This window comes from Sphingobium sufflavum (genome assembly GCF_021403115.1).
GTDB lineage: Bacteria > Pseudomonadota > Alphaproteobacteria > Sphingomonadales > Sphingomonadaceae > Sphingobium > Sphingobium sufflavum.
On sequence record NZ_JAJSSH010000003.1, the window covers coordinates 436,734 to 457,967 of the forward strand.

General features: G+C 63.3%; 20 protein-coding genes and 1 pseudogene. 15 read left to right on the forward strand and 6 right to left on the reverse strand.

Features of this window, described 5'->3' with window-relative positions:
- Positions 1 to 125 precede the first annotated feature (125 nt).
- The gene (locus LWE61_RS07545) at positions 126 to 1,193 is read left to right on the forward strand and encodes an alpha/beta hydrolase (RefSeq protein ID WP_234149427.1); all 1,068 of its coding nucleotides are present in this window, start codon (positions 126 to 128) and stop codon (positions 1,191 to 1,193) included.
- Positions 1,194 to 1,315: 122 nt separating this feature from the next.
- Here LWE61_RS07545 and LWE61_RS07550 read toward each other — a convergent pair whose 3' ends face one another.
- Entirely contained in the window at positions 1,316 to 2,437 is a 1,122-nt protein-coding gene (locus LWE61_RS07550; RefSeq protein WP_234149428.1) for an NAD(P)H-dependent amine dehydrogenase family protein, read from the reverse strand.
- 46 nt (positions 2,438 to 2,483) lie between these two features.
- A complete protein-coding gene (locus tag LWE61_RS07555; protein ID WP_234149429.1) occupies positions 2,484 to 4,685 on the reverse strand; it encodes a TonB-dependent receptor in 2,202 nt (733 codons plus the stop codon).
- Between the two features lie 475 nt (positions 4,686 to 5,160).
- Between LWE61_RS07555 and LWE61_RS07560 the strand changes: the two genes are divergently transcribed.
- From LWE61_RS07560 to LWE61_RS20920, 12 genes and pseudogenes are all read left to right on the forward strand, one after another.
- Positions 5,161 to 5,703, forward strand: coding sequence for a TetR/AcrR family transcriptional regulator (locus tag LWE61_RS07560; protein ID WP_234149430.1), 543 nt, complete (start codon positions 5,161 to 5,163; stop codon positions 5,701 to 5,703).
- Positions 5,704 to 5,881: 178 nt separating this feature from the next.
- Complete coding sequence (locus tag LWE61_RS07565) at positions 5,882 to 6,631, forward strand: SDR family NAD(P)-dependent oxidoreductase (RefSeq protein WP_267961621.1); 750 nt, start codon at positions 5,882 to 5,884, stop codon at positions 6,629 to 6,631.
- A 279-nt stretch (positions 6,632 to 6,910) separates the two neighbouring features.
- Complete coding sequence (locus LWE61_RS07570) at positions 6,911 to 7,111, forward strand: hypothetical protein (protein WP_234149432.1); 201 nt, start codon at positions 6,911 to 6,913, stop codon at positions 7,109 to 7,111.
- 12 nt (positions 7,112 to 7,123) lie between these two features.
- The gene (locus tag LWE61_RS07575) at positions 7,124 to 9,100 is read left to right on the forward strand and encodes a TonB-dependent receptor (protein ID WP_326490620.1); all 1,977 of its coding nucleotides are present in this window, start codon (positions 7,124 to 7,126) and stop codon (positions 9,098 to 9,100) included.
- Positions 9,097 to 10,089: a thiamine pyrophosphate-dependent dehydrogenase E1 component subunit alpha gene (locus tag LWE61_RS07580; protein ID WP_234149434.1), complete on the forward strand. Its 993-nt coding sequence runs from the start codon at positions 9,097 to 9,099 to the stop codon at positions 10,087 to 10,089. Before LWE61_RS07575 ends, LWE61_RS07580 begins: the two co-directional genes overlap by 4 nt.
- A gap of 60 nt (positions 10,090 to 10,149) precedes the next feature.
- Positions 10,150 to 10,305 carry a hypothetical protein gene (locus LWE61_RS07585; RefSeq protein WP_234149435.1) on the forward strand — a complete coding sequence of 52 codons (156 nt, stop codon included), beginning with the start codon at positions 10,150 to 10,152 and terminating at the stop codon, positions 10,303 to 10,305.
- Between the two features lie 5 nt (positions 10,306 to 10,310).
- On the forward strand, positions 10,311 to 11,084 hold the full coding sequence (locus LWE61_RS07590) for an alpha-ketoacid dehydrogenase subunit beta (RefSeq protein ID WP_234149436.1): 774 nt from the start codon (positions 10,311 to 10,313) through the stop codon (positions 11,082 to 11,084).
- Between the two features lie 17 nt (positions 11,085 to 11,101).
- A complete protein-coding gene (locus LWE61_RS07595) occupies positions 11,102 to 11,320 on the forward strand; it encodes a lipoyl domain-containing protein (RefSeq protein WP_267961646.1) in 219 nt (72 codons plus the stop codon).
- Positions 11,321 to 11,324: 4 nt separating this feature from the next.
- Entirely contained in the window at positions 11,325 to 11,882 is a 558-nt protein-coding gene (locus LWE61_RS07600; RefSeq protein WP_234149438.1) for a nuclear transport factor 2 family protein, read from the forward strand.
- Positions 11,879 to 12,892 carry a phosphotriesterase family protein gene (locus tag LWE61_RS07605; protein WP_234149439.1) on the forward strand — a complete coding sequence of 338 codons (1,014 nt, stop codon included), beginning with the start codon at positions 11,879 to 11,881 and terminating at the stop codon, positions 12,890 to 12,892. Before LWE61_RS07600 ends, LWE61_RS07605 begins: the two co-directional genes overlap by 4 nt.
- Positions 12,885 to 13,508: pseudogene (locus LWE61_RS07610) on the forward strand (GMC family oxidoreductase). The gene LWE61_RS07605 and the pseudogene LWE61_RS07610 overlap by 8 nt, the downstream one beginning before the upstream one ends.
- Positions 13,438 to 13,704, forward strand: coding sequence for a GMC family oxidoreductase N-terminal domain-containing protein (locus LWE61_RS20920; protein ID WP_407696207.1), 267 nt, complete (start codon positions 13,438 to 13,440; stop codon positions 13,702 to 13,704). Before LWE61_RS07610 ends, LWE61_RS20920 begins: the two are co-directional and overlap by 71 nt.
- On the opposite strand, the gene LWE61_RS07615 is transcribed toward LWE61_RS20920, so the two are convergent.
- The 4 genes from LWE61_RS07615 to LWE61_RS07630 form a co-directional block, all read right to left on the reverse strand.
- Entirely contained in the window at positions 13,643 to 14,245 is a 603-nt protein-coding gene (locus LWE61_RS07615; protein ID WP_234149440.1) for an STN domain-containing protein, read from the reverse strand. The genes LWE61_RS20920 and LWE61_RS07615 overlap by 62 nt on opposite strands.
- Positions 14,246 to 14,376: 131 nt before the next feature.
- Positions 14,377 to 15,333 (reverse strand): FecR family protein, encoded by a 957-nt coding sequence (locus LWE61_RS07620; RefSeq protein ID WP_234149441.1) that lies wholly within the window; start codon positions 15,331 to 15,333, stop codon positions 14,377 to 14,379.
- Between the two features lie 104 nt (positions 15,334 to 15,437).
- Entirely contained in the window at positions 15,438 to 15,938 is a 501-nt protein-coding gene (locus tag LWE61_RS07625) for an RNA polymerase sigma factor (RefSeq protein WP_234149442.1), read from the reverse strand.
- Positions 15,935 to 16,516, reverse strand: coding sequence for an energy transducer TonB family protein (locus LWE61_RS07630; protein ID WP_234149443.1), 582 nt, complete (start codon positions 16,514 to 16,516; stop codon positions 15,935 to 15,937). The genes LWE61_RS07625 and LWE61_RS07630 overlap by 4 nt, the downstream gene beginning before the upstream one ends.
- Before the next feature lie 539 nt (positions 16,517 to 17,055).
- On the opposite strand from LWE61_RS07630, the gene LWE61_RS07635 reads away from it, so the two are divergent.
- Both LWE61_RS07635 and LWE61_RS07640 read left to right on the forward strand, forming a co-directional pair.
- Positions 17,056 to 20,370, forward strand: a complete 3,315-nt coding sequence (locus LWE61_RS07635) for a glycosyltransferase (protein ID WP_234149444.1) — start codon at positions 17,056 to 17,058, stop codon at positions 20,368 to 20,370.
- A gap of 101 nt (positions 20,371 to 20,471) precedes the next feature.
- Positions 20,472 to 21,212 carry a virulence factor gene (locus tag LWE61_RS07640; RefSeq protein WP_234149445.1) on the forward strand — a complete coding sequence of 247 codons (741 nt, stop codon included), beginning with the start codon at positions 20,472 to 20,474 and terminating at the stop codon, positions 21,210 to 21,212.
- Positions 21,213 to 21,234: the final 22 nt, after the last annotated feature.

Sequence of the window (21,234 nt, forward strand, 5' to 3'; positions counted from 1 at the left end):
GGCCTGCCGCCTGCGCCGCATCTCCTTGCCGCCAGTTCGTGGGCATAACCTATTTGACAGTCGATGATGTTGGTACAAAAAGCTGCGCGCGCTTTGGAAAAAAGCCCGGTGGGAGAGAATAGCTCATGGACATGAATCGACGCGATTGTGCGGCCCTGCTGGCTGCATCCTTGGTGGTGACGGGCATGGCCGGCGTTCGGAGCGCCAGCGCAGCAGCAGGCGCTGCGCGGGTTCCCTTCGATCCGCTTCCCTATGTCCACCCGGACCTGCGCGCCATGGCCACCCAACTGGCGAAGATGGGCAATATGGCGATCACCGCCGAAACCCTTGCCGCCTCGCGCAAGGGCGGTGCGCAGTTCAACAGGCCACCCCTTGCCGCACCGGCCTGGCGGGAAGAGATGGTACCGGGCCTTGATCGGCAGCCAGCGGTGAAGGCCGCTGTCATCAACGCCGGAGAACGGGCCGCACCCCGCCCCGCCATCCTGAACATCCATGGCGGCGGTTTCATCATGGGCGATTTCAAAAGCGATTTGCGCCAGATGCAGGAAATCGCGGCGGAACTGGACTGCGTCATCGTCAGCGTGGAGTATCGGCTGGCGCCTGAAACACGCTTTCCCGGCCCCCTGGACGATAATTATGCTGCCCTGAAATGGCTCTACGCCAACGCCGAGAAGCTGGGCGTGGACAAGAGCCGGATCGCGGTCATGGGCGGCAGCGCGGGCGGTGGCCATGCCGCGATGCTGGCCATCGCGGCGCGGGATCGCGGCGAAGTGCCAATCGCCTATCAGGCGCTGATCTACCCCATGCTCGACGACCGGACAGGCAGCACGGTGCACAAACCGCCCTATCAGGGGGCGCTGCTATGGTCGCCGGAGGCCAACAGGTTCGGCTGGACCTCCCTGCTGGGCGTCCCTGCGGGATCGCGCCATGTGCCCAAGGGATCGGTACCCGCGCGCGAAGAGAATCTGGCCGGACTGCCCCCGACCTTCCTGGGTGTCGGCTCGATCGACCTGTTCGTGGACGAGGGCGTCGATTATGCGCGACGTCTGGCGGATGCGGGCGTGCTGACGGAACTGATCGTCGTGCCCGGCGCCTTCCACGGCTTCAACCTTGTGGAGACCGCCCCTGTTGTGAAGCGGTACAAGGCGCATTTCATGGCGGCGCTGCGTCAGGGGCTGGGCCTTCCGGCGTAAGGCGATAAGCGCGACCGCCTGCCAAAATCCATCGGTGCGGACAGGCGGTCCGCACCGATCAAGACAGGTCCGGCCAAGGCGAGTGCTGCCAATGGCCTTCGCTGTCGCGTTATCGGCAGCCTTTATCTCTCAGGCCGCAATATCCGGTGTTCGATGGCAACCGCATCACTGCGGAACGCGCTGCCGGGCGTCGTGAGGGGCAGTTCTCGGAAACTGGTCAGCCCCGGCGCCGCCGCACAGACATAGGGGATGGCGTTGACGATGCGGGTGACCGTCATGAGATAGCCGTCATAGCCCAGTTCCTCCGGCTTGCTGCGGTCGCCGATCGTACATTCCAGCGATATATTGGGATCGCCCTCCACCTCGATCCGCATGCAACCATGCGTGTCCGCTCTCTTCCATTCCGGCGCGATGTCCTCGCACATGCGGTTGACATGCTCGACCACGATGGCCTCTCGCCCTGCGACATAGGCGCTGGAGCGGATGCGGATGGCCGCGACCTTGCCTTTCTCTATGGTGCCGAAGCCGACCTGAATGTCCCGCTCCGCCACGCGCTTCTCATAAAGTTCCTCGAAACGCTCGACCTGATAGCCCAGCTTGTCGGCGATATTGACGAGCGGGCCGCCCCAGACGTAAAGCTGCGCGCCGGGCTGCTCCAGTATCGCCTGTTTTTCGGGCAGTTCGTCGAAGCCGAAGATGTCCGCCATCTCCCGCCGTTCCTGCACCATCGAATAGTTGAACAACTCGTAGGAGGTAATGCGGCGGATGGTGTTGCTGAGCGTGGTCGCCAGCATCGCCATATGGTCCACGAACCCCGGTTCCTGCCCATTGGCGTAGAAGGTCACCCCGCCCCGGACGGCGGCATCCCGAAGCGCCCCGACATAGGCCTGATCCGAATGGGAGGGCGGGAAGACGAGCGAACCGTCGCTCGCCGTCACGACATTGATGCCCTGCTCCAGCAGCTTGATATGCCAGGCGCCGTTGACCTTCTGCGCCTCCATCGGATCGCGGACATTCAGCGCCATCACTGCGCAATCGGGACGGAGCGCGAAAATCTCCTCCTCCTTGTCGGTGATGATGACGCCGCACGGACGATCCGTGTCGAGCAGGCCGGCATCCATGCCGATGTTCTGCGACCGACCCCAGACGCCCACCAGTTCGATATCGTCCCTGCCCTGCAGGCACCGCACGGCAATGCCGCCGATATTCCCGGTGCCGATAACCACGACGCGCAACTTGCTCATTCCATTCTCCACACTGGTAGTCGTCCACGCGCCATGGCCCGGCCCGTCAGAATTTCGCCCGCACCGACCCCCCAATGGTCGCCGGAGCACCCCATACCGCCCCGATGCCGGGGGCGTGCGTGAGCACCTGGCTGTAATAGCGCGAGCCAGTGACATTATCCCCATAGACCGCCAGCGTGAAACGGTCGGACGGGTCCGTCCACTCCGCGCGCAGGCCAAGCAGTTGATAGGCCTTCTGGTAAAATTGTTGTGCCGGATCGAAGTAGAATGTCGATGTATGGTATAGATTGCCCGACAGGGTCAGGTGGCCTCCCTCCAGATCGAGGCCATAGCGGGCACCGACGCTGGCGGTGAACTTGGGCGCTCTCTGCATGGGCTTGCCCGACGCATCATAGCCGGCCGTGGCAAAATCGACCGCATTGTACATGCCATCCGGTCCCTGCACATAGCGGGCGCCCTGCGTCACGGTGCGATATTTGGCGTCGACATAGGCGCCGCTCGCCGTCACTTCAAAGTCAGGCGTAACCTGATAGCGCACGTCCCCCTCCACGCCATAGATGCGGGCGGTCGCGGCGTTCAGAACCTCTGCAAGGCCACCCGGATAGACGGAGAATTGCAGGTTCTGATAGTCGTAATACCAGCCCGCCAGATTGAGCGAAAAGGCGCGCGATGCATATTTATAGCCAATTTCATAGGCGTCCATGACTTCCGGCTCGACCCGGCCATCGTCGCCGGGAACATAGAGGCCGACGACCACATCGGTCAGCCCGGCCTTATAGCCGCGTGTATAGGACGCATAGACCGACGAGCGCGGGTTGAGCGCATAGCGCAACACGGCGCGCGGCGTGACACGATCACTGGACCTGTCGGGATAGGGGATGTGGAAGAACCCGTTGGCCACGTCGATATAGGCCCGGTCGATCTTGTCATGGGCATAGCGCGCACCGCCGGTCAGAAAGAGATTATCGACGATCTCATATGTGGCATCGAGATAGCCCGCGATGCTCTGCGTCCGCACATGGGTATGGACATTGGCGCCCAGCGTCGCCGGACTTGTGCCGGATCGGACCGGGTTAAACTCGTCGAGATTGTTGATGTAGAAGAGGCCCGCCGTCCACTGAAGGCGACCGCCCGCCTTCGACGTCAGGAGCAGTTCCTGCGTGAACGTCTCGTTGCGCACCGGAATCTGATTGTAGTTGATGTCCGCAGCGGTCTGGTCATTGTCCGCGAAGATCATCGAATTATCCACCCGATACTGGGTGTAGGATGCCAGGTCCGCGAAATCGAGATCGAAGGAGCCGGTAAGCTGATAGGCATCGCCCTTGAAGCGGAAGCCCGGAACCGTGCCCGCATTGATCGCGGCCTGACGATAGCCGGTAGCGATCTGATTGGCCGGTATCCGCGGCGTTGCCCCGGCATAGGGTGGCTCATAGGGCGCATAGACCCGCCTATCCTGCACCAGAACGGTCGGCGCCGTGTTGCTATTGTCGTCCACGTCCTGATGGCTGTAGCGCAGCAGGAAAGACACCGTCTCTGACAGTTCGACATTCAGGCCTAAGCGGATGGACCAGTTGGTCAGGCGGCCCGGATGGCGCGGCCCGCTGGCGACGATGTTGTGGATATAACCGTCGCTGGACCGGAACGCCCCCTCGATGTCGAAGGCGAGTTTCCCAGTCAGGCCGGCGGTGGCATAGCCCTTGACCCCGACTGTGTTGAAGCTGCCATAGGATGCTTCCAGTACGCCGCGCGCCGTCTGGCTGGGCTTGTTGCTGGTCACGAGGATCGCGCCGCCGGTCGTATTGCGGCCGAACAACGTGCCCTGTGGCCCCTTCAACACCTGAATACCCTGAAGATTCAGCAACTGAAAATCGCTGCCCAGCGGATTGGGCATATAGAATCCATCGACATAGATGCCGACATTGGAGCCGGCGCCTGCTGTCACCACCGCATTGCCCACACCACGAACCGTAGGCTGCACGAAGTTCGCCTGATAGTCGAACCGTGTTGCCGGGGTGAGTTTAACAATGTCGCCAAGCTGCTGGATGTTCGCCTGTTGCAGCGCATCGGCGCTGATTGACGTGACGGATATGGGCACGTCCTGCGTGCGTTCGGCGCGCCGCTGTGCAGTGACTACAATATCTTCGACGGATGGTTGCCCGGCGTCGATGGCTGGCGACTGCGCCAATGCCGGGGTGGCGGCCAGAACGGCAGGCAGGCTCACGCCCGCCAAAAAGGCTATGCCCTTCATAATATCCCCTCCTGCAAAGCGCTCCGGCATGACCGATGACGCTTATGTTTCACTCCAGCGCAGTGCTGTCGGTGGTCTCGTTCGGATCTGATGCCAGATTATGAACCTGTCATTCGATGAACGGCCATCTTGTTGAACGCTGCTCGTCAGATTGATAGCAGGTTTATATATGTACACAATATAAAACAGCCTAGACAGGATCCCTCCATAATACGTTGAAAATAGGCCAATGTTACTGCGAAATTTGAACTTACGTCGCTATAGGTATACATATATCTCACTCGGCACGATCGCTGCATCTCGTAGGATTAAACGAGCCATCGAACCGGGAACCGCCAATCCAGACGATCTTTAAGAAAGGCGGTTACGCGGCTAAGAGGAGGTTCAAGGCTGTCGCAGGGCCTGGGAGGATAGCACTATCGGATCGTCAATAAAGCGCCGCATGGGACCAAAGGGGTCGGACATATGGCACCGCATGCTCGATGGTGCCGAGACCGTTCTGCGAGAGGAGGGCTATGGCGCGCTGACATCCCGGCGACTGGCCGAGCATATCGGCGTGAAGCAGCGGCTCGTTTATTATTATTTCGAGACGATGGATGTGCTGATCGTCGAAACCTTTCGACGTCTGGCCTCGCGAGAGTTGGAGCAGCTTCGCGCTGCCACGATCGGCACGCATCCGCTCCGGCAAATCTGGGAATTGTGCATCCACACGAATGATTCCCGCATGGTCGCGGAGTTCATGGCTCTGGCAAACCGGATCGTGTCGCTGCGATCGGAGGTCATCGCCTATATCGAGGAAGCCCGCGCGTTGCAGGTCGCAGCCCTGACAAATGCACTGCCAAAGGATCGAGCAACAGCGATACCCCCGGTGGCGCTGGCAATTTTCGCTTCAAGTTCGGCGCTCACCATTCTCAGGGAGGCCGAGCTTGGCGTGTCCACCGGACATGCCGATGTCTTGACGGTGATTGACGGCCTGATCGACTCGTGGGGGCACATACGCCCGTCCGACGAGGGATGACGGGCAGCACGGGCTTCACCTTCCAGCTCCTGTCGGCGCTCGCGCCCCGGCGGCATGGCGAAAGGGTTTCCTGATCGGCAGCGACAGGATGCGTCAGCTTGCCGTCTGGATTTTCGGTCTGGCCTCGTGGATAGGAACGGGCCGATCACAATCGGCACGCTTATGGAGAGCATACTGTATGAGGCTTCAAGGCAAGGTCGCCGCCATCACCGGCGCTGGTTCAGGGATGGGACGAGCCATGGCCGAGATGTTCGTGGCGGAGGGCGCGCGCGTCATTTGCGCGGACATTTCCGGCCATGAAGCCGCGGTGGCCAAGGCTCTTGGCGCGAACGCCGTCGCGACCCATGCCGACGTCACCAGTACCGAGGATGTCGGACGCATGGTCGCACTGGCCGAGGATCGCTTCGGCAGGCTGGATATTCTTTGCAACAATGCCGGTACGACCGGACCCTTCGATGTGCCCCTGCACGAAATGGATGACGCGACGTTCGATATGCTCATCGACGTCAATCTGCGCGGGGTATTCAACGGTATGCGCTGCGGCATCGTGTCGATGTTGCGGACCGGCGGCGGGTCGATCGTGAACACGGCGTCCGCCTCCGGGCTGGTGGGCTGGAAGGGCCTCGCCTGCTATTCCGCGTCCAAGGCGGCGGTGGTGCAACTGACGAAAAGCGCCGCACTAGATTATGCCGACCAGAATATCCGGATCAACGCCGTTTGCCCCGGCATGACATGGACCGGGCTGGTGCCCTGGTCGGAAGGACGCCGCGTTCCGACAGACGAGGAACGGTCGTTGCCGCACATCCCGCTCAAACGGTGGGGCCTCGATCGCGAAATCGCGGCCGCCGCCCTCTTTCTGGCGAGCGACGAGGCCAGCTTTGTCACGGGGGCGGCGCTTCCCGTGGACGGCGGCTATGTCAGTGGTTGAGCGCCCGATGTCGCAGGGGTCAGGCTGTGCGCGGTAAGACCAGCGGATAATCTCCCGGCCCCCTCCCCATGGTTCCGCCCTGTTCGGGGTTCGGACACGCATCGGTTCATTTGTCCACTCACGTCCTAATCATTCAACGCCAGGTCAAGACGACCGCCGATAACCAGCCCACGATGGTGACTGGAGATGGCGCAAAATATGTGCGCGACATCCGCATTTGCAGGCACGGCCTGCATCATCGATCGCAACCGCATAGCGGGCGACAGGAGGGGATGCCGTATGAAAGGGATTCTGTTTTCCACCGCCGGTCTACTGGCACTCGCAGTCTCGGCTCAGGCTCAGGCTCAGGCGCCGGAACAGCCGACCGCAGGCGCGTCCGACATCATCGTGACGGCCCAGCGCCGGGCGGAACGGACGCAGGATGTTCCGATCTCGATCACGGCGATCAGTTCGGAGGCGCTGCAACAGGCGAACGTCTAGCAACTGGGCGACATCGTCAAACTCACGCCCGCGATCCGCTTCGACTATCAGGCGAATTTCGTGCAGCCTACGATCCGTGGCGTCGGCAATGCGGTCGTCACTGCCGGGGGCAGTTCCAACGTCGGCATCTATGCAGATGGCTTTTATTCGCCCAATCCGCTGGCCGCCGACTTTCAGTTGTTGAATGTCCAGAGCATCCAGGTGCTCAAGGGACCGCAAGGCACTCTCTTCGGTCGCAACACGACGGGCGGCGCGATCCTCGTGACCAGCGCACGACCCGCCAAGGATACCGCAGCGGTCGCTGAGCTGTCCTACGGCAGTTTCAACGCTCTGCGGGCGCAAGGCTATATGACGACCGGCCTGTCGGACAATCTGGCCGTCGATCTTGAAGGCAGTTATTCGCGCGGCGACGGCTATTTGCGCAATATCATTGCGAGCGGCCCTAGGCATCCGGGGGCGTATGAAAACTGGTCCGTGCGCGCCGGTGTCGCCTTCGATCTCTCCGATTCCATAGATGTGCTGCTACGCTACAGCCATCAACGGGTGGACGATGCGAGCAATGTGGCGTTGGGTACATTGCGACAGAATGGAATCACTTATGCCCCGTTACAGGGCCTTCCCGAACAACTCCCCGCCGGCCTCGTCGCGACAAATTATCGCGAGGTCGCCGTTACCAACAGCGCGGTCCCCTATTTTCACTTCGATGCCGATATTTTTCAGGCCACTGTCGGCTTCGACATGGGTTCTGCGGACCTGACATCCTACACCCAGTATCGCATCGACAAGTCTGACATCGTCTCCGACAATGACCAGACGGCGGCGGATATCAATTACAACCGTATTCCGGTCACAGGCCGGACGTTCACGCAGGAATTCATTCTGGCGTCGAAGCCGGGCGGCCGCCTGCAATGGACCGCCGGTCTCTTCTACTTCAACTATGTCGACCAGTTATCCCCGCTGGGTCTGGGCACCAGCAGCAGCAATGTCTATGCAGAAGGGGCGTCCCATTCGCGCACGCAGAGCATCGCGGCCTTCGCCGACTTCACCTATGAAGCCATCGACAATCTCTTTCTGACCGTCGGCGCGCGCTACAGCCATGATCGTTTCGATCGTGGGGCGTTCCGGCTGAGCCTCGTCAACCCGGCCTTCGACCTCATCAACCAGTCTTTCGCCCCGCTCGATACCGATCGGGTAACGCCGCGCGCCGTGATCCGCTATGCGGTCGACAACGCCACCTCGGTCTACGCCTCCTACACCAAGGGGTACAAGGCGCCGCTGGTGGACGTGATCGCAGGCGGGATCGTTCGCCCGGAGCAGATGGATGCCTATGAGATCGGCATCAAGCACGCCACGCGGCAGCTCTCGCTCAACCTGTCGAGCTGGTATTATGATTATAAGGATCTCCAGATTTCCATCTACAAGGATAATCTGTCGCAAATCCTGAACGCCGCAACGGCCCGCATCTATGGCGTGGAAGGCGATGTGACCTACCGGCCGACCTCGGATCTCACGATCACTGCGGGCGGAGCATTGGTGGATGGGCGCTACAAATCCTTCCCCAACGGCAGCTATTACGACATTTGCGGCAATCCCGCGACGTGCGGCACCAACTATGGTTTTTGGACGCTGTTCCCCTCCAACAGCAGCGGCAAGCGGATGCAGCGGTCACCCACCTTCACGGCCTCGCTAGGCGCCAGCTATGGCATCGACGTGGCAAAGGGACGCCTGAACCTGTCGGGCAATCTCTACCACTCGTCCCAATTCTTCTACGACCTCAGCGAGCAGTTCCGACAGGGCAGCTACAACCTGCTGGGCCTTCGGGCGGAGTGGACAGATCCATCGGGCAATATCAAGCTCGCGGTTTACGGCGAGAATCTGCTGGGTGAGGAATATACGACACAGGTCGCCTATCATGCGCCGTCGATCGGCGTCGGATGGGCCGCCCCCGCCACCTTCGGGGCTTCGATCCGCTATGCGTTCGGTAAATGATCGTGGAGGCGGTCGGACATAACCGGCTGACGCCCGCTCTCGCCGAAGAGATGCTCCGGCGGATGCTGCGGATCAGGCTGTTCGAGGAGAAGGTCGCGGACCTTAAGGCCAGTGCCGCGATCACCGGCACGACCCACCTGTCCATCGGGCAGGAGGGGGCCATCGTCGGAGCCTGCATCCCTCTCGACGCGGATGACTATATGACCGGTACCCATCGGTCGCACGGCCATCCCATCGCTAAGGGCGCGGCGCTGGGTCCGCTCATGGCCGAACTGTTCGGCAAGGCGAATGGCGTCTGCAAGGGCAAGGGTGGATCCATGCATCTTGCCGATTTTTCCATCGGCAGTCTGGGTGAATCCGGTATCGTCGGCGGGTTGATGCCGATTGCCGTAGGTGCGGGACTGAGCGCCCGTATGTGCGGCACGCAGCAGGTTTGCCTGTGCTTCTTTGGCGACGGCGCGGTGAACGAGGGTATATTCCACGAATCCCTCAACCTTGCCGCGACATGGACGCTGCCGGTGATCTTCCTGTGTGAGAATAATAGCTATGCCATGTTCACGCGGCACGGGTCGACGTCGCCCGATGTCACCATCGCGGACCGCGCCGCTGCTTATGCGATCCCCGGTGTCCGGGTCGACGGACAGGATGTCGTCGCGGTGCAGGACGCGGTCCGCGAGGCGACCGAACGGGCGCGAGCCGGGCGGGGACCGACATTGGTCGAGGCCGTCACCTACCGATATTGCGAGCATAGCGAATTCGGGGGCATGACCCTCCCCAGTTATCGCAGCACCGAAGAGATCGACACCTGGCGGAAGCGAGACCCTGTCACCCTGTTCGAGGCGCGATCCCTGACGAGTAAGCTGCTGTCGACCGAAGCGATCGCCGCGATCCGCACGGATGTTGCCCACGAAGTAGCGCAGGCCGTCGCCTTCGCAGAGGCGGGTGCCGAGCCGACCGGCGACGCCCTGTTCGAAGATATCTACGGATAAGGAACGGCCATGCCGAAACAGACATATCTGAGGGCCGTGGGCTAGGCCATCCGCGACGAAATGCGCGTTGACCCAACCGTATTCGTGATGGGTGAGGACGTCCGATCCGGCATCTACGGCGACTTCGGCGTCGAGGAATTTGGTGAGGAGCGTGTGCGCGACACGCCGATTTCCTCGACGCCGGATTCTTCGGCGCGGGCATTGGCGCTGCCCTGACGGGCATGCGCCCGATCATAGAGGCGACCGCGTCCACATTCCTCTATTGTGCAATGGACCAGTTGGTGAACCAGGCGGCCAAGATGCGCTACATGACGGGGGGACAGGCCAGACTACCCATTGTCTTTCGCGCGCAGGTGCTGTTCGGCGTCGGGGCCGCCGCGCATCATTCCGACCGGGCATGGGCGATGTTCGCACAATGCCCCGGCCTGAAGATCGTCGTTCCCTCCGGCGCCTGCGATGCTAGGGGCCTGATGACGGCGGCCATCCGCGACGATGGCCCGGTCCTGATATTCGAGGATTCGAGCCTGTGGGGCCGCCGCGAGGAGATGCCGGAGGACGACCATGTCGTACCCATCGGCGTTGCGGAGGTAAAGCGGGAGGGCCGCGACGTGACGATCGTCGCGCTCGCCAGCGCGGTGCATCATGCGCTCGGCGCTGCCGCCACTCTCGCAGAGCAGGGCATAGAGGCGGAGGTCATCGACCTGCGGAGCGTCGTTCCGCTCGACCGTGCGACGATCCTGTCGTCGGTCAGGAAGACCGGACGGCTGATCGTCGTCGATCCCGCTCCCCTGACGTGCAGCATCGCGTCGGAGGTGGCCGCGACCGTGGTCGAGCAGGCATTCGACAGCCTGCGCGCACCCATCGTCCGGCTGACCGCTCCCGATGTGCCCGTGCCCTTCGCCCCGTCGCTGGAGCGGCTGATGTACCCTGATGCCGAACGGATCGTGGCGGCGGCGCGGCAGGTCACAATGGGAAGCAGGGAAGAGGTCGGATGAGCATGGTCGAGATCAGGATGCCGCAGTGGGGCATGAACATGACCGAAGGGACCGTGGTCCAATGGCTGAAAGCGGTCGGCGACCGCGTGGAACCGGGCGAGGCACTGGTGGAGATAGAGGCTGCGAAGGCCGCGAATGTGCTGGAGTCGCCCCTCGCCGGCGTTCTCGCCAGCATATTGGTGGCGGAGGACGATACCGTCCCGGTCCAGACGCCGATCTGCCTGATCGAGGAATAGGGCGATGGGCGTGGAAGAGAGGGATGCGCGGATCGACCGCTGGATCGACACACTCGACATCCGCGAAACGCTCGCCGAATATTTCCGCGCCCTGACAGCGGGAGACGCCGCCCGTGCACAGGCTGTTTTCCTGCCTGATACGCCGGAATGTCATGGGCCGGTCCGGGGCGTTGCGCATGGGCTGATCGCGGAATTTGTTGCTAACGCCGCTGTTTATCGCGCCACCGTGCGCCACATGCTCGACGTCTGCGTTGAGATCGACGGCGACACGGCTTTGAGCGAGGCGGGCTGGATCACTATCCTGCAAGGCGAAGACCGGGACTCCTTCTACGCTGGCCGGTATCTCGACCGCTGGCAACGCCGCGACGGGACATGGCGGATCGCAGCGCGGGTCGCAATGGTTGACTGGTGGCGGGTCGACCTGCGTAGCGACCTTCCCTTCTACGAGGGAGCGGAGGAGATATTGCGCTTTTCGGGGCGCGGTTTCGAGGATGCAGAAGTTCGAATCGCGCTCGGACTGGCGCAGGACGAAACGCGGTCGAAAGAGGATGCGGGCGCATGACGATCATCCAGACTGTCACCGGCCCTATCGACGCGGACAGTCTTGGCCGCGTGCTGATCCATGAGCATGTCTTCACGGGCGATATCGAGCATCTGCTCAACCATGGCCGGGATTTCGACGAGGATGCCGAAATCGCCAGGGCGGCGGCCAAGATGAATGCGATCAAGGCGTCCGGCATCGACACGATCATCGACCTGACCGTATTGGGACTGGGGCGATATGTGCCCCGCATCCGCAAGGTCGCGGAGCTAACCGACCTCAACATCATCGTCTCCACCGGCTGCTATACGCTGGACGTGGTGCCGATGCCGTTCCAGATGGTCGGCCCCGGCCTCCTCTTTGACGAGGAGGATCCGATGCCCGGCCTGTTTGCCGGTGATATAGAGCACGGCATCATGGACACCGGCATCCGCGCGGCCGAAGTCAAATGCGCGATCGACGCCGCGGGCCTGACGCCGGGCGTGGAACGGGTTATGCGGGCGGTAGCCAAGGCCAACGTGCGGACTGGCGCGCCGATCACCGTTCACACCAACCCGGCCAATGGCTCAGGCCTGATCGCCCAGAATGTCTTCGCCGAAGAGGGCGTGGACCTGCGCGATGTCATCATCGGCCATTTGGGCGACACGATGGACCTCGATTATCTCACCGCGCTGGCGGAGCGGGGATCGATCCTGGGGATGGACCGCTTCGGCATCGCCTTTTCGCTGAGCTTCGAGCAGCGCATCGCCACCATCGTCGCGATGATCGAACGCGGGTTCGTCGAACATCTGGCCCTGTCGCATGACTGCTATTGCTGGACCAATTTCCATCCGGGCGGCGTCGCGCGCTTTCATGAGCATCAATATTCCGCCGTTACGGATCATGTCGTTCCGGCCCTGCGCGCCGCCGGGGTCAGCCAGTCGGCGATAGACATTATGCTGATCGGCAACCCGCATCGTCACTTCGTCGGGGCGGCGTCCCGTTTCGCTGCCCGGAACCGCTCGACCCACCCGGCCGATGGCGTTGTTTGACTATATCATCGTCGGGGCGGGCACCGCCGGTTGCGTCCTCGCCAACCGACTGAGCGCCGATCCCAATTGCCGCGTCCTGCTGGTCGAGGCGGGCGGACCCGACCGGTCGCTCAACATCCGTATGCCTGCGGGGTCCAAGGCGCTGTTGAGCAAGCCGAACCCGCACAACTGGTTCGACTTCACCGAGCCGCAGGCGCACTTCGGCGAGCGCCGCATCTATTGGCCCGCCCGTCGCGGGTGGGGCGGCACATCGTCGATCAACGGCATGGCCTATGTGCGGGGCGATCCCAAGGACTATGACGGCTGAGCCGCCAATGGCCTCCCAGACTGGTCCTATGAAAAGCTGCTGCCCTATTTCATCCGGGCAGAGTGCAATGCACGCGGGCCATCGGCCTACCATGGTGGCGACGGCCCTGTGCATATATCCGACACGCCGGGCTGGATGCCGCTGTCACAGGCGCTGGTCGAGGCGGGCGGACAGGCTGGCTATCCCGTCAGCCCCGATTTCAACGGCGCGCAGCCGGGAGGGGTTCGGCCGGTTGCAGATGACGCTGCACCGGGGGCAGCGGGTCAGCGCCGCGACGGCCTATCTCCACCCTGCCCGCCACCGACCTAACCTCACGATCGTCAGCCATGCGATGGCCACTCGTATCCGTGTCCGCGACGGACGCGCCGCAGGCATCGACTGGCTGCGTCACGGTCGCCGGGACAGCGCCGAGGCCGCGCATGAGGTGATCCTGTGCGCGGGCGTCACGCGCACGCCACAGTTGCTGATGCTGATGCTGATGCTACCCGCGCCTCCTCCATGTTGACCACGGAAATCGCCTGCGGGGTTTCGAGCAGGGGTGTGTCGGTCTTCAGTCCGCTGATCGCCGTTTCCAGACGCAGGGCCGTGACGATGATGGTGTCGGCGCCGCCATAGCCGTGCGGGCCGTCGCCATCGGACCGGGCATCGCCGGTCCCGGCGGCAACCACGCTGTCCCTGACCTCCATCGGGTCGAGGTCGATCCGCCCCGATGTCGCACGGGCAATGGAAATCCCATTCTCTCCGGCATCGCGCGCCACAAGGCCACTGCCCGCCAGCAGACGGGACAGCGCATCCGCTCGTGTATAGCTGCCGCGCAGTCCGCTGCTGCGGCGGTCGTCGGCCAGCTCGGCTTCATAGGAAATCTGCACCCCGCTCTGCTCGGCAAAGCGGTTCAGTGCATCGGCGAGCGTGCCTGGCGGAATGTCATATCTGCGCTCCGTGCCCGCCTTCTGGGCATGGACCGGGGAATGGATCGCCATTCCCGCCAATATGCTGCTGCCCAACAACGTCGCAGACAACAGCGAACGCACCGAATTCCGAACCATCTAATCAATCCCCCAGCGAATATGTCGAGGGCACACCTTTGCTCTTGCGATGCACTCTCATCAGCCATGTCGGAGGAGGAGCCGGATTGGAGCCTGTCCGCGCCAAAAAAATCTGAAAAAGGTCTCAGCCTTCACCGGCTGAGGATGACGAACCTATCAGAAAGGCGGAAGGATCTGAGCTTTAGCGTCCGTTCCAATATGCCCAGGGCGGCGAGGGGATCATCTAGATCGTAGACGCCATTGACGCGGATGGCCGCTGCATCGCCGCGCACGGTCCAGTAACCGCGCCGCTGCCCGCCCAGTGCGGTCACGACCTCGCTCAACGGCTGGTTGAATATGATGAGCTTGCCCCGCGTCCAGGCTGTGGCAGTGGTCAAATCGACAGGGAGCGGTGTCGCCACGGAACCGGTGTGGAAGCGGGTCGCCTCGCCTTCGCGGACGATCCGCCGGTCCTTCTCGCTGTCCACACGGACGCTATGCTCGGTGACAACAAGGTCGACAGAAGCCCCTGTCTTGCGAATGACAAAGGCGGTCCCCAGCGCGGTCACACGGCCCGCATCTGTTCGAACGACAAAGGGATGCGCCGCGTCGGGCGCCACCTCTATGGCAGCGCCGCCGGACAGGAGGCGCATGACCCGCTGTCCCGCCGTACGCTCAAAGGCGATGGCGGACCGTCCGTCCAGTTGCACGCGCGATCCGTCCTCCAGCCGCACTGTCCGCCGTTCTCCGACGTCCGTGGCATAATCGGCGCGCCATCGCGTCGGCCAGTCACAGGCATGGCCGATCAGGAGCAGCGTCATGCATGCGGCCATCGCCAATGCCAGCGCCGGGCGGCGGCGGCCATGATGGCGCATGGGGCGAAACACGCTGATCTTCGAGACCGACGCCAGCGCGGTGCCGGCCTGTTGATAGCGTGCCCATATGGCGCGGTGCCGATCATAGGCGGTTCTGTGCCGGGGATCGTCCAGCCACGCAGCGAAGGCGCGCTCCTCCGCTACCGTCAGTCCGTCGCCATCCTGGCGCACGATCCAGTCCGCCGCCTGATCCTCGACGGTTTCTATGGGATCATCATGTTCTTCAATCGACATCGCGCACCTCGACGCTCCGTCTGTACGAGACGGCAAAGACCTTCCTCTCCATTTCCATAGTCGGCAATGGTGCAGTTCCGGCGCCTGATCGTCGCAAAACAATCTCAACTATCCTTGCCAAGAGTGCGTGCACAGGAAACCAGCGCCAGCCGCAACTGTCTCTCGACCTGCTTGATACTGATATCCAGCCGTGCGGCAATATCGCTCTTCTCCAGCATTTCGACATGTCGCATGGCGAATATCTCACGGCATCTCAGCGGCAGCAATTCCATTGCGGCATGAAGGCGCGCAAGTTCGTCCCGCCCCATGACATGAGCCTCCGCCGTGGGACCGTCGTCGGCGACCTTTGCGGTGTCCGCGTCCTGCACCAGCCAGCGCGACCAGCGGCTCTGCTGGCGCATCGCCTCCGCCGACAGATTGCGCGCGATGCCATAGAGATAGGCCTGCACATTTTCGACCCGCCCCGCCTCTATGGCGGGCATGGCCCTCGCCCAGGTTTCCTGCACGATGTCCGCCGGTTCGATGGGCGGCCGCACCCGACGCTGCACCCAGGACAACAATCCTACACGGTGCTGCGCCATCAGCGAAAAGGCTTTGACCGTCATGGGGACACCGGCTCGGCGATGAGAAACAGGATCGGCAGGCCGATTTCCAGTTCATCGGGAAGCTCGGCTGGAATGTGGTGAAAGGGCGCCGCCCGCCGCACGAGTGACACAGCCTCACGATCAAGCTCCGCACTGCCGGTGCCCTTGTCCACCACGGCACTCAGGAGGCTACCCGTCCGATCGATGCGGAACAGGATCATCCCATTGCCCTGATGCCCGCGCCGCAATGCGTCACCGGGGTAGCGCCGTTCGGCTGCGAGGCGGGCCGTCACTGCCCGGCGATAGGTCAGCAGCGCCTGTTCCGGCGCATCGGTCCTCCCGCCATCGGAAGGGGCAACAGGCACTGGCAGCGCCACAGGAACAGCCTCAATGCCGGGGGCGGAGCGTGGAAGCTCGATAACCGGATAGGGAATGGTGGCCGTCATGTGCGGAGCCTTGGGCGTGCCGGTGTCATGGCCCCGTTCGACCCTGTTCGCCCTTCTGTCCGGCAGGGCCGCCAGCCTGACGAGAGTGATAGTGTCGTCCGTCCCGGCTCGAAGCGTGGGACGATACCATTGGGAGGCGAGTACGATCACCATGATTGCATGCATGGCAAGGGTCAGTATCCCGGCACCGAGATGCCCCCACCCGCTACGCTGTCGATAATCCGCCCTTCGCTTTTTCGCTGGGCGAGGCGGCGGGATGACCCTCGCCTCCCTTCCCTCATCGCGCTTCGACATCGGATGCGCGCGTGGTGTCGAAGGAACGGCAACAGCTTTTGGCAAGGAAGACACGCTCATCAGCATGCAACTGCGTTAGAACAATGCGAACGGGTCGCAATAGTGATGGGCAATGATAGGGAGTCTACGCGCGAAGCACATCGGGTTTCCGACCGCGCAGGCCTCGGTAGATAAGGCGATGACGCCATGCGGGGCATCGTCCCATCGGGAATGACAATTCGTCGATAGGCAGCGCACGGCAACCGATCATGACGAATTGGTAATCCGGGGGCCAGCCTCTGCGCGGCTTTAAGGGTCTATAACGCCTTCGGTCCCTTGCAGCATATGTGGAGCGGCACATGGAGATGGCGATCGAGCAGCACGTCCGGGAAGTCCCGCAACGGAAAAGGAGTTGAGACATGGCTATGCCGGTCTTCTTCGATCCAAGCGGTCGGCGCGGCGTATGGACCCGGCGCATCGTCGCGGCGCTCCTCGTCTCGATCGTCGCCGCCGCCATCGCCTTCGCCACCACGCTCGCCTCGGTTCCGCATGGACGCGACCTCGCGCTGCCACTGCCGCAGGCGCGGGCGGACAGGTTGAGGATTACGGAAAGGATCGGCCACCATCTCCCGTCCTGGTTGCCCCACAGGGCCAACGCCGACCCGCATACGCCGCTGAGCATCGGCTTCTATGTCCCCGGAGACGATGCCAGCCTCGCGTCGCTTCGCCGGCACGTCGACGCCTTGGACTGGGTCGTGCCCGCCACCATCACGGTTTCCGGCCCCGATCATCGCGTCGCCATCGCGGACGATCCGAAGTTCGACCGCATGATCGCGGCCATGCCGCACCCGCCCAGGGTTCTGCCCATGGTGCAGAACTTCATGGGCGACGACTGGGACGGCGCCCATGCCGCCGCTCTGCTGCATGACCCCGCCCGGCGCAGCGCGCTCATCGCCCGCCTCACCACCATCGTCCGCGCGCAAAAGGACGCTGGCCTGGTCATGGATTTCGAGGTGTTGCCAGCCGCCACAATGCCCGATTACCTGCATTTCCTCACCCGGTTGCGCCGCGCCCTCCCAAAGGGTGCCGAGCTTGCCGTGACGGCACCGGCCGAGGACGAGGCATGGCCCCTCGCAAAGCTGGGCAAGGTCGCCGACCGCCTGATCCTCATGGCCTATGACCAGCATTGGGAGGGCGGCATCGCCGGGCCGATCGCTGCGCAGGACTGGTTCGTGGATCAGGTTCAGGCGGGGCTGCGCGCGGTTGGCCATGATCGTCTGATCGTGGCCCTGGGAAGCTACGCCTATGACTGGCACGGCGACGACACCGATGCCCTGTCCATCGAGGAAGCATGGCTGGAGGCCCATGACAGCGCCGCACCCGTCCAGTTCGACCCGGCCAGCGGGAACGCAGGCTTTGCCTATGACGAGGCGGGGCGGCACCATCAGCTATGGATGCTCGACGCCGCGACAAGCTGGAACCAGATGCAGGTGTTGAAGAGACTCGGCATCGACGATGTCGCCATGTGGCGGCTGGGCAGCGAGGATCCCGGTTTCTGGACCGATCTCAAGGCGTTCCGGTCGGGTGGCCGGCCGGACATCGGCACGCTTCAGTCGCTCCTCAGCACCGACGTCGAGGGCATGGGTGAGATATTGCGCATCACCGCCACGCCCACCACCGGGCATCGCCAGACGATGTTCGACGGACAGGGCCTCATCCGTGACGAGCGTTACCGCGCTCTGCCGACGCCCTATGTGATCCAGCGGACCGGTGCCCAACCCCGGATGCTGGCCCTCACCTTCGACGATGGTCCCGATGCGACATGGACGCCGCAAATCCTCTCCGTACTTGAAAAAGCCCATGTGCCTGCGACCTTCTTCGTCATAGGCGAAAATGGGCTGACGAACCCCGGCCTGCTGAACCGGATCATCGCCGACGGGGGCGAGATTGGCAATCATACCTATACGCATCCCAATCTGGCGCTCGCCTCGCCTTCTGAAACCCGGCTGGAACTCAACACGACCCAGCGGATGATCGAAGCCTATACGGGCCGCTCCACCCGCCTCTTTCGCGCGCCCTATTTCGGGGATGCGGAACCGACGACGGCGGACGAGATCGGACCGGCGCTGGAGGCGCAGAAGGCCGGCTACACCGTCGTCGGCCTCCATGTCGACCCGAACGACTGGCAGCGCCCCGGAGCGGACGCCATCGTGCGGCAGGTCGTGGATCAGGTCCATGCCGGCACACCGCAAAATTCGGCCAACATCATCCTGCTGCACGACGGTGGTGGCGACCGGGCGCAGACTGTCGCGGCGCTCCCCCGCATCATCGCCATGCTCAAGGCGCAGGGCTATCGCTTCGTTCCTGTCTCGATGCTCGTCGGGCAACCGCAGTCCGCCGCCAATCCGCCGGTCGCACCCGGAGATCTGTTCGCGGTGCGGACGGATATTGCCATCTTCGTCCTGCTCGCCGCCATCTCGGCCGCCCTTGTCTGGATATTCTATCTCGCCATTTCGCTCGGTATCGGTCGCGCCATCCTCATGACTCTGCTCGCCTGGGTCCAGTCACGCCGCAAGCGGGACGCGTCGCCGGAGTACCGCCCGACCGTCTCGGTCATCATCCCCGCCTATAATGAGGAGCGGGTGATAGAGGCGTCGGTGCGTCATGTCCTCGCCAGCGACTATCCGGGGATTGCCGTCATGGTCGTCGACGACGGGTCGAAGGACCGGACGAGTGCCGTCGTCGCGCGGGCCTTTGCCGACGATCCGCGTGTCACCCTCCTCACCCTGGAGAATGGCGGAAAGGCGGCTGCGCTCAACCGCGCCCTCCTCCAGACCGAAAGCGAAATCGTCATCGCTCTCGATGCCGATACCGGGTTCGAGCCGGAGACGATCGGTTGGCTCGCCCGCTGGTTCGTCGATCCGCGCATCGGCGCGGTGGCTGGCGATGCCCGTGTCGGCAACCGGGTCAATCTGGTGACGCGGTGGCAGGCGGTGGAATATATCACGGCGCAGAACCTCGAACGCCGCGCCCTGGCGGGGTTCGACGCCATGACCGTGGTTCCGGGGGCGGTGGGGGCGTGGCGCCGCGCTGCGCTGGAGGCGGTGGGCGGCTATCCCGAGGACACGCTGGCGGAGGATCAGGATCTGACCATCGCCATCCAGCGGGCCGGATGGCGCGTGACCTATGATCCGCAGGCCGTCGCCTGGACCGAAGCGCCGGAGACGTTCAAGGCCCTCGCCAAACAGCGGTATCGCTGGGCGTTCGGGACGCTGCAATGCCTGTGGAAGCATCGCGGCATCCTGCGGACGCGCACGCCATCCGGTCTGGCGCTGGTGGGGCTGCCACAGGCATGGCTGTTCCAGATCGCCTTCGCTGCCATATCGCCTCTGATCGACCTCGCCTTGCTGATCTCCATTGTCGGGATGCTGTTGCGCGTGGTTGAACATGGCTGGGCGCAGACGCGCGGCGACGTCGGCCAGATGGGCCTGTTCTGGCTGACCTTCACGACCGTGGACGTGCTGTGCGGCTGGATGGCCTATCGCCTAGACGCCCGACGAGTGCCCTATCCCGCGCATCTCCTGGTGGCGCAGCGTCTGGTTTATCGCCAGATCATGTATTGGGTGGTTCTGCGTGCCATCGCGTCCGCCATCGGCGGCTGGGTGGTCGGCTGGGGTAAGCTGGAACGGACCGGACGGGTCGCCGCGGGTTTCGAGAACGCCCCGGAACGATAGGATGATGAGGGAGCGACGCCATGCCCATGCGGAACGGCCGTGACAGGGCTGTCACCGGAACCGCTCGATCCGGGGCCATTCGATCCGGCAGAACGCGACCCTTGTCAGCGCGTTTCGCCATCGTGCTTCTGGCGCTCCTCCTTATCCTTGGCGGCATGGGCGGCTGCTTTGCCTATCTGGGCTATTTCGGCGGACCGGTGCTGACATTCGTGCCGGCGACAGGGCGACCCGCCCCCTCGAAAGCGCATTTGGCCGCCGTCATCCTCTCTGGCGACATGGGCTTGAAAGTCGGCATGGCTCCACGGATCGCCGAACGGCTGGCCGCCGACGGGATTCCCGTGATCGGGGTCAACAGTCTCACCTATTTCCGCAACGGACGGACCCCGGCGGAGGTCGAGGCGCTCCTGTCGGACCTCACCCGGCGGGCACTGTCGTTCGGACATGCGGATCAGGTCGTCCTGATCGGGCAGTCCTTCGGCGGCGATGTGCTCCATGTCGGTCTGGCGGGCCTGCCGCACGGCCTTCGCGCAAAGGTCAGGATGGCCGCGTTCGTCGTGCCGACCGACACTGTCCTCCTCACGGCGTCGCCATCGGAGATATTCACATGGGCGATACCGGGGACGGCGGCGATGACGACCGCCAGACAACTGGACTGGACCCCCGTCACCTGCATCTACGGCGTGGAGGAAACGGCAACCCTTTGCCCGCTGTGGCGACAGCCGAACGTCCATGTCGTGGGGCTGCCCGGCGGCCATCCCCTCCACGGCGACGTCGATGCCATTCATGCCGTCCTGAGCAAGGCGATCGACGCCTCGGTTTCGGACGATCGCCATGGAAAATAGGGCAAGGACCACCGTATGTCTG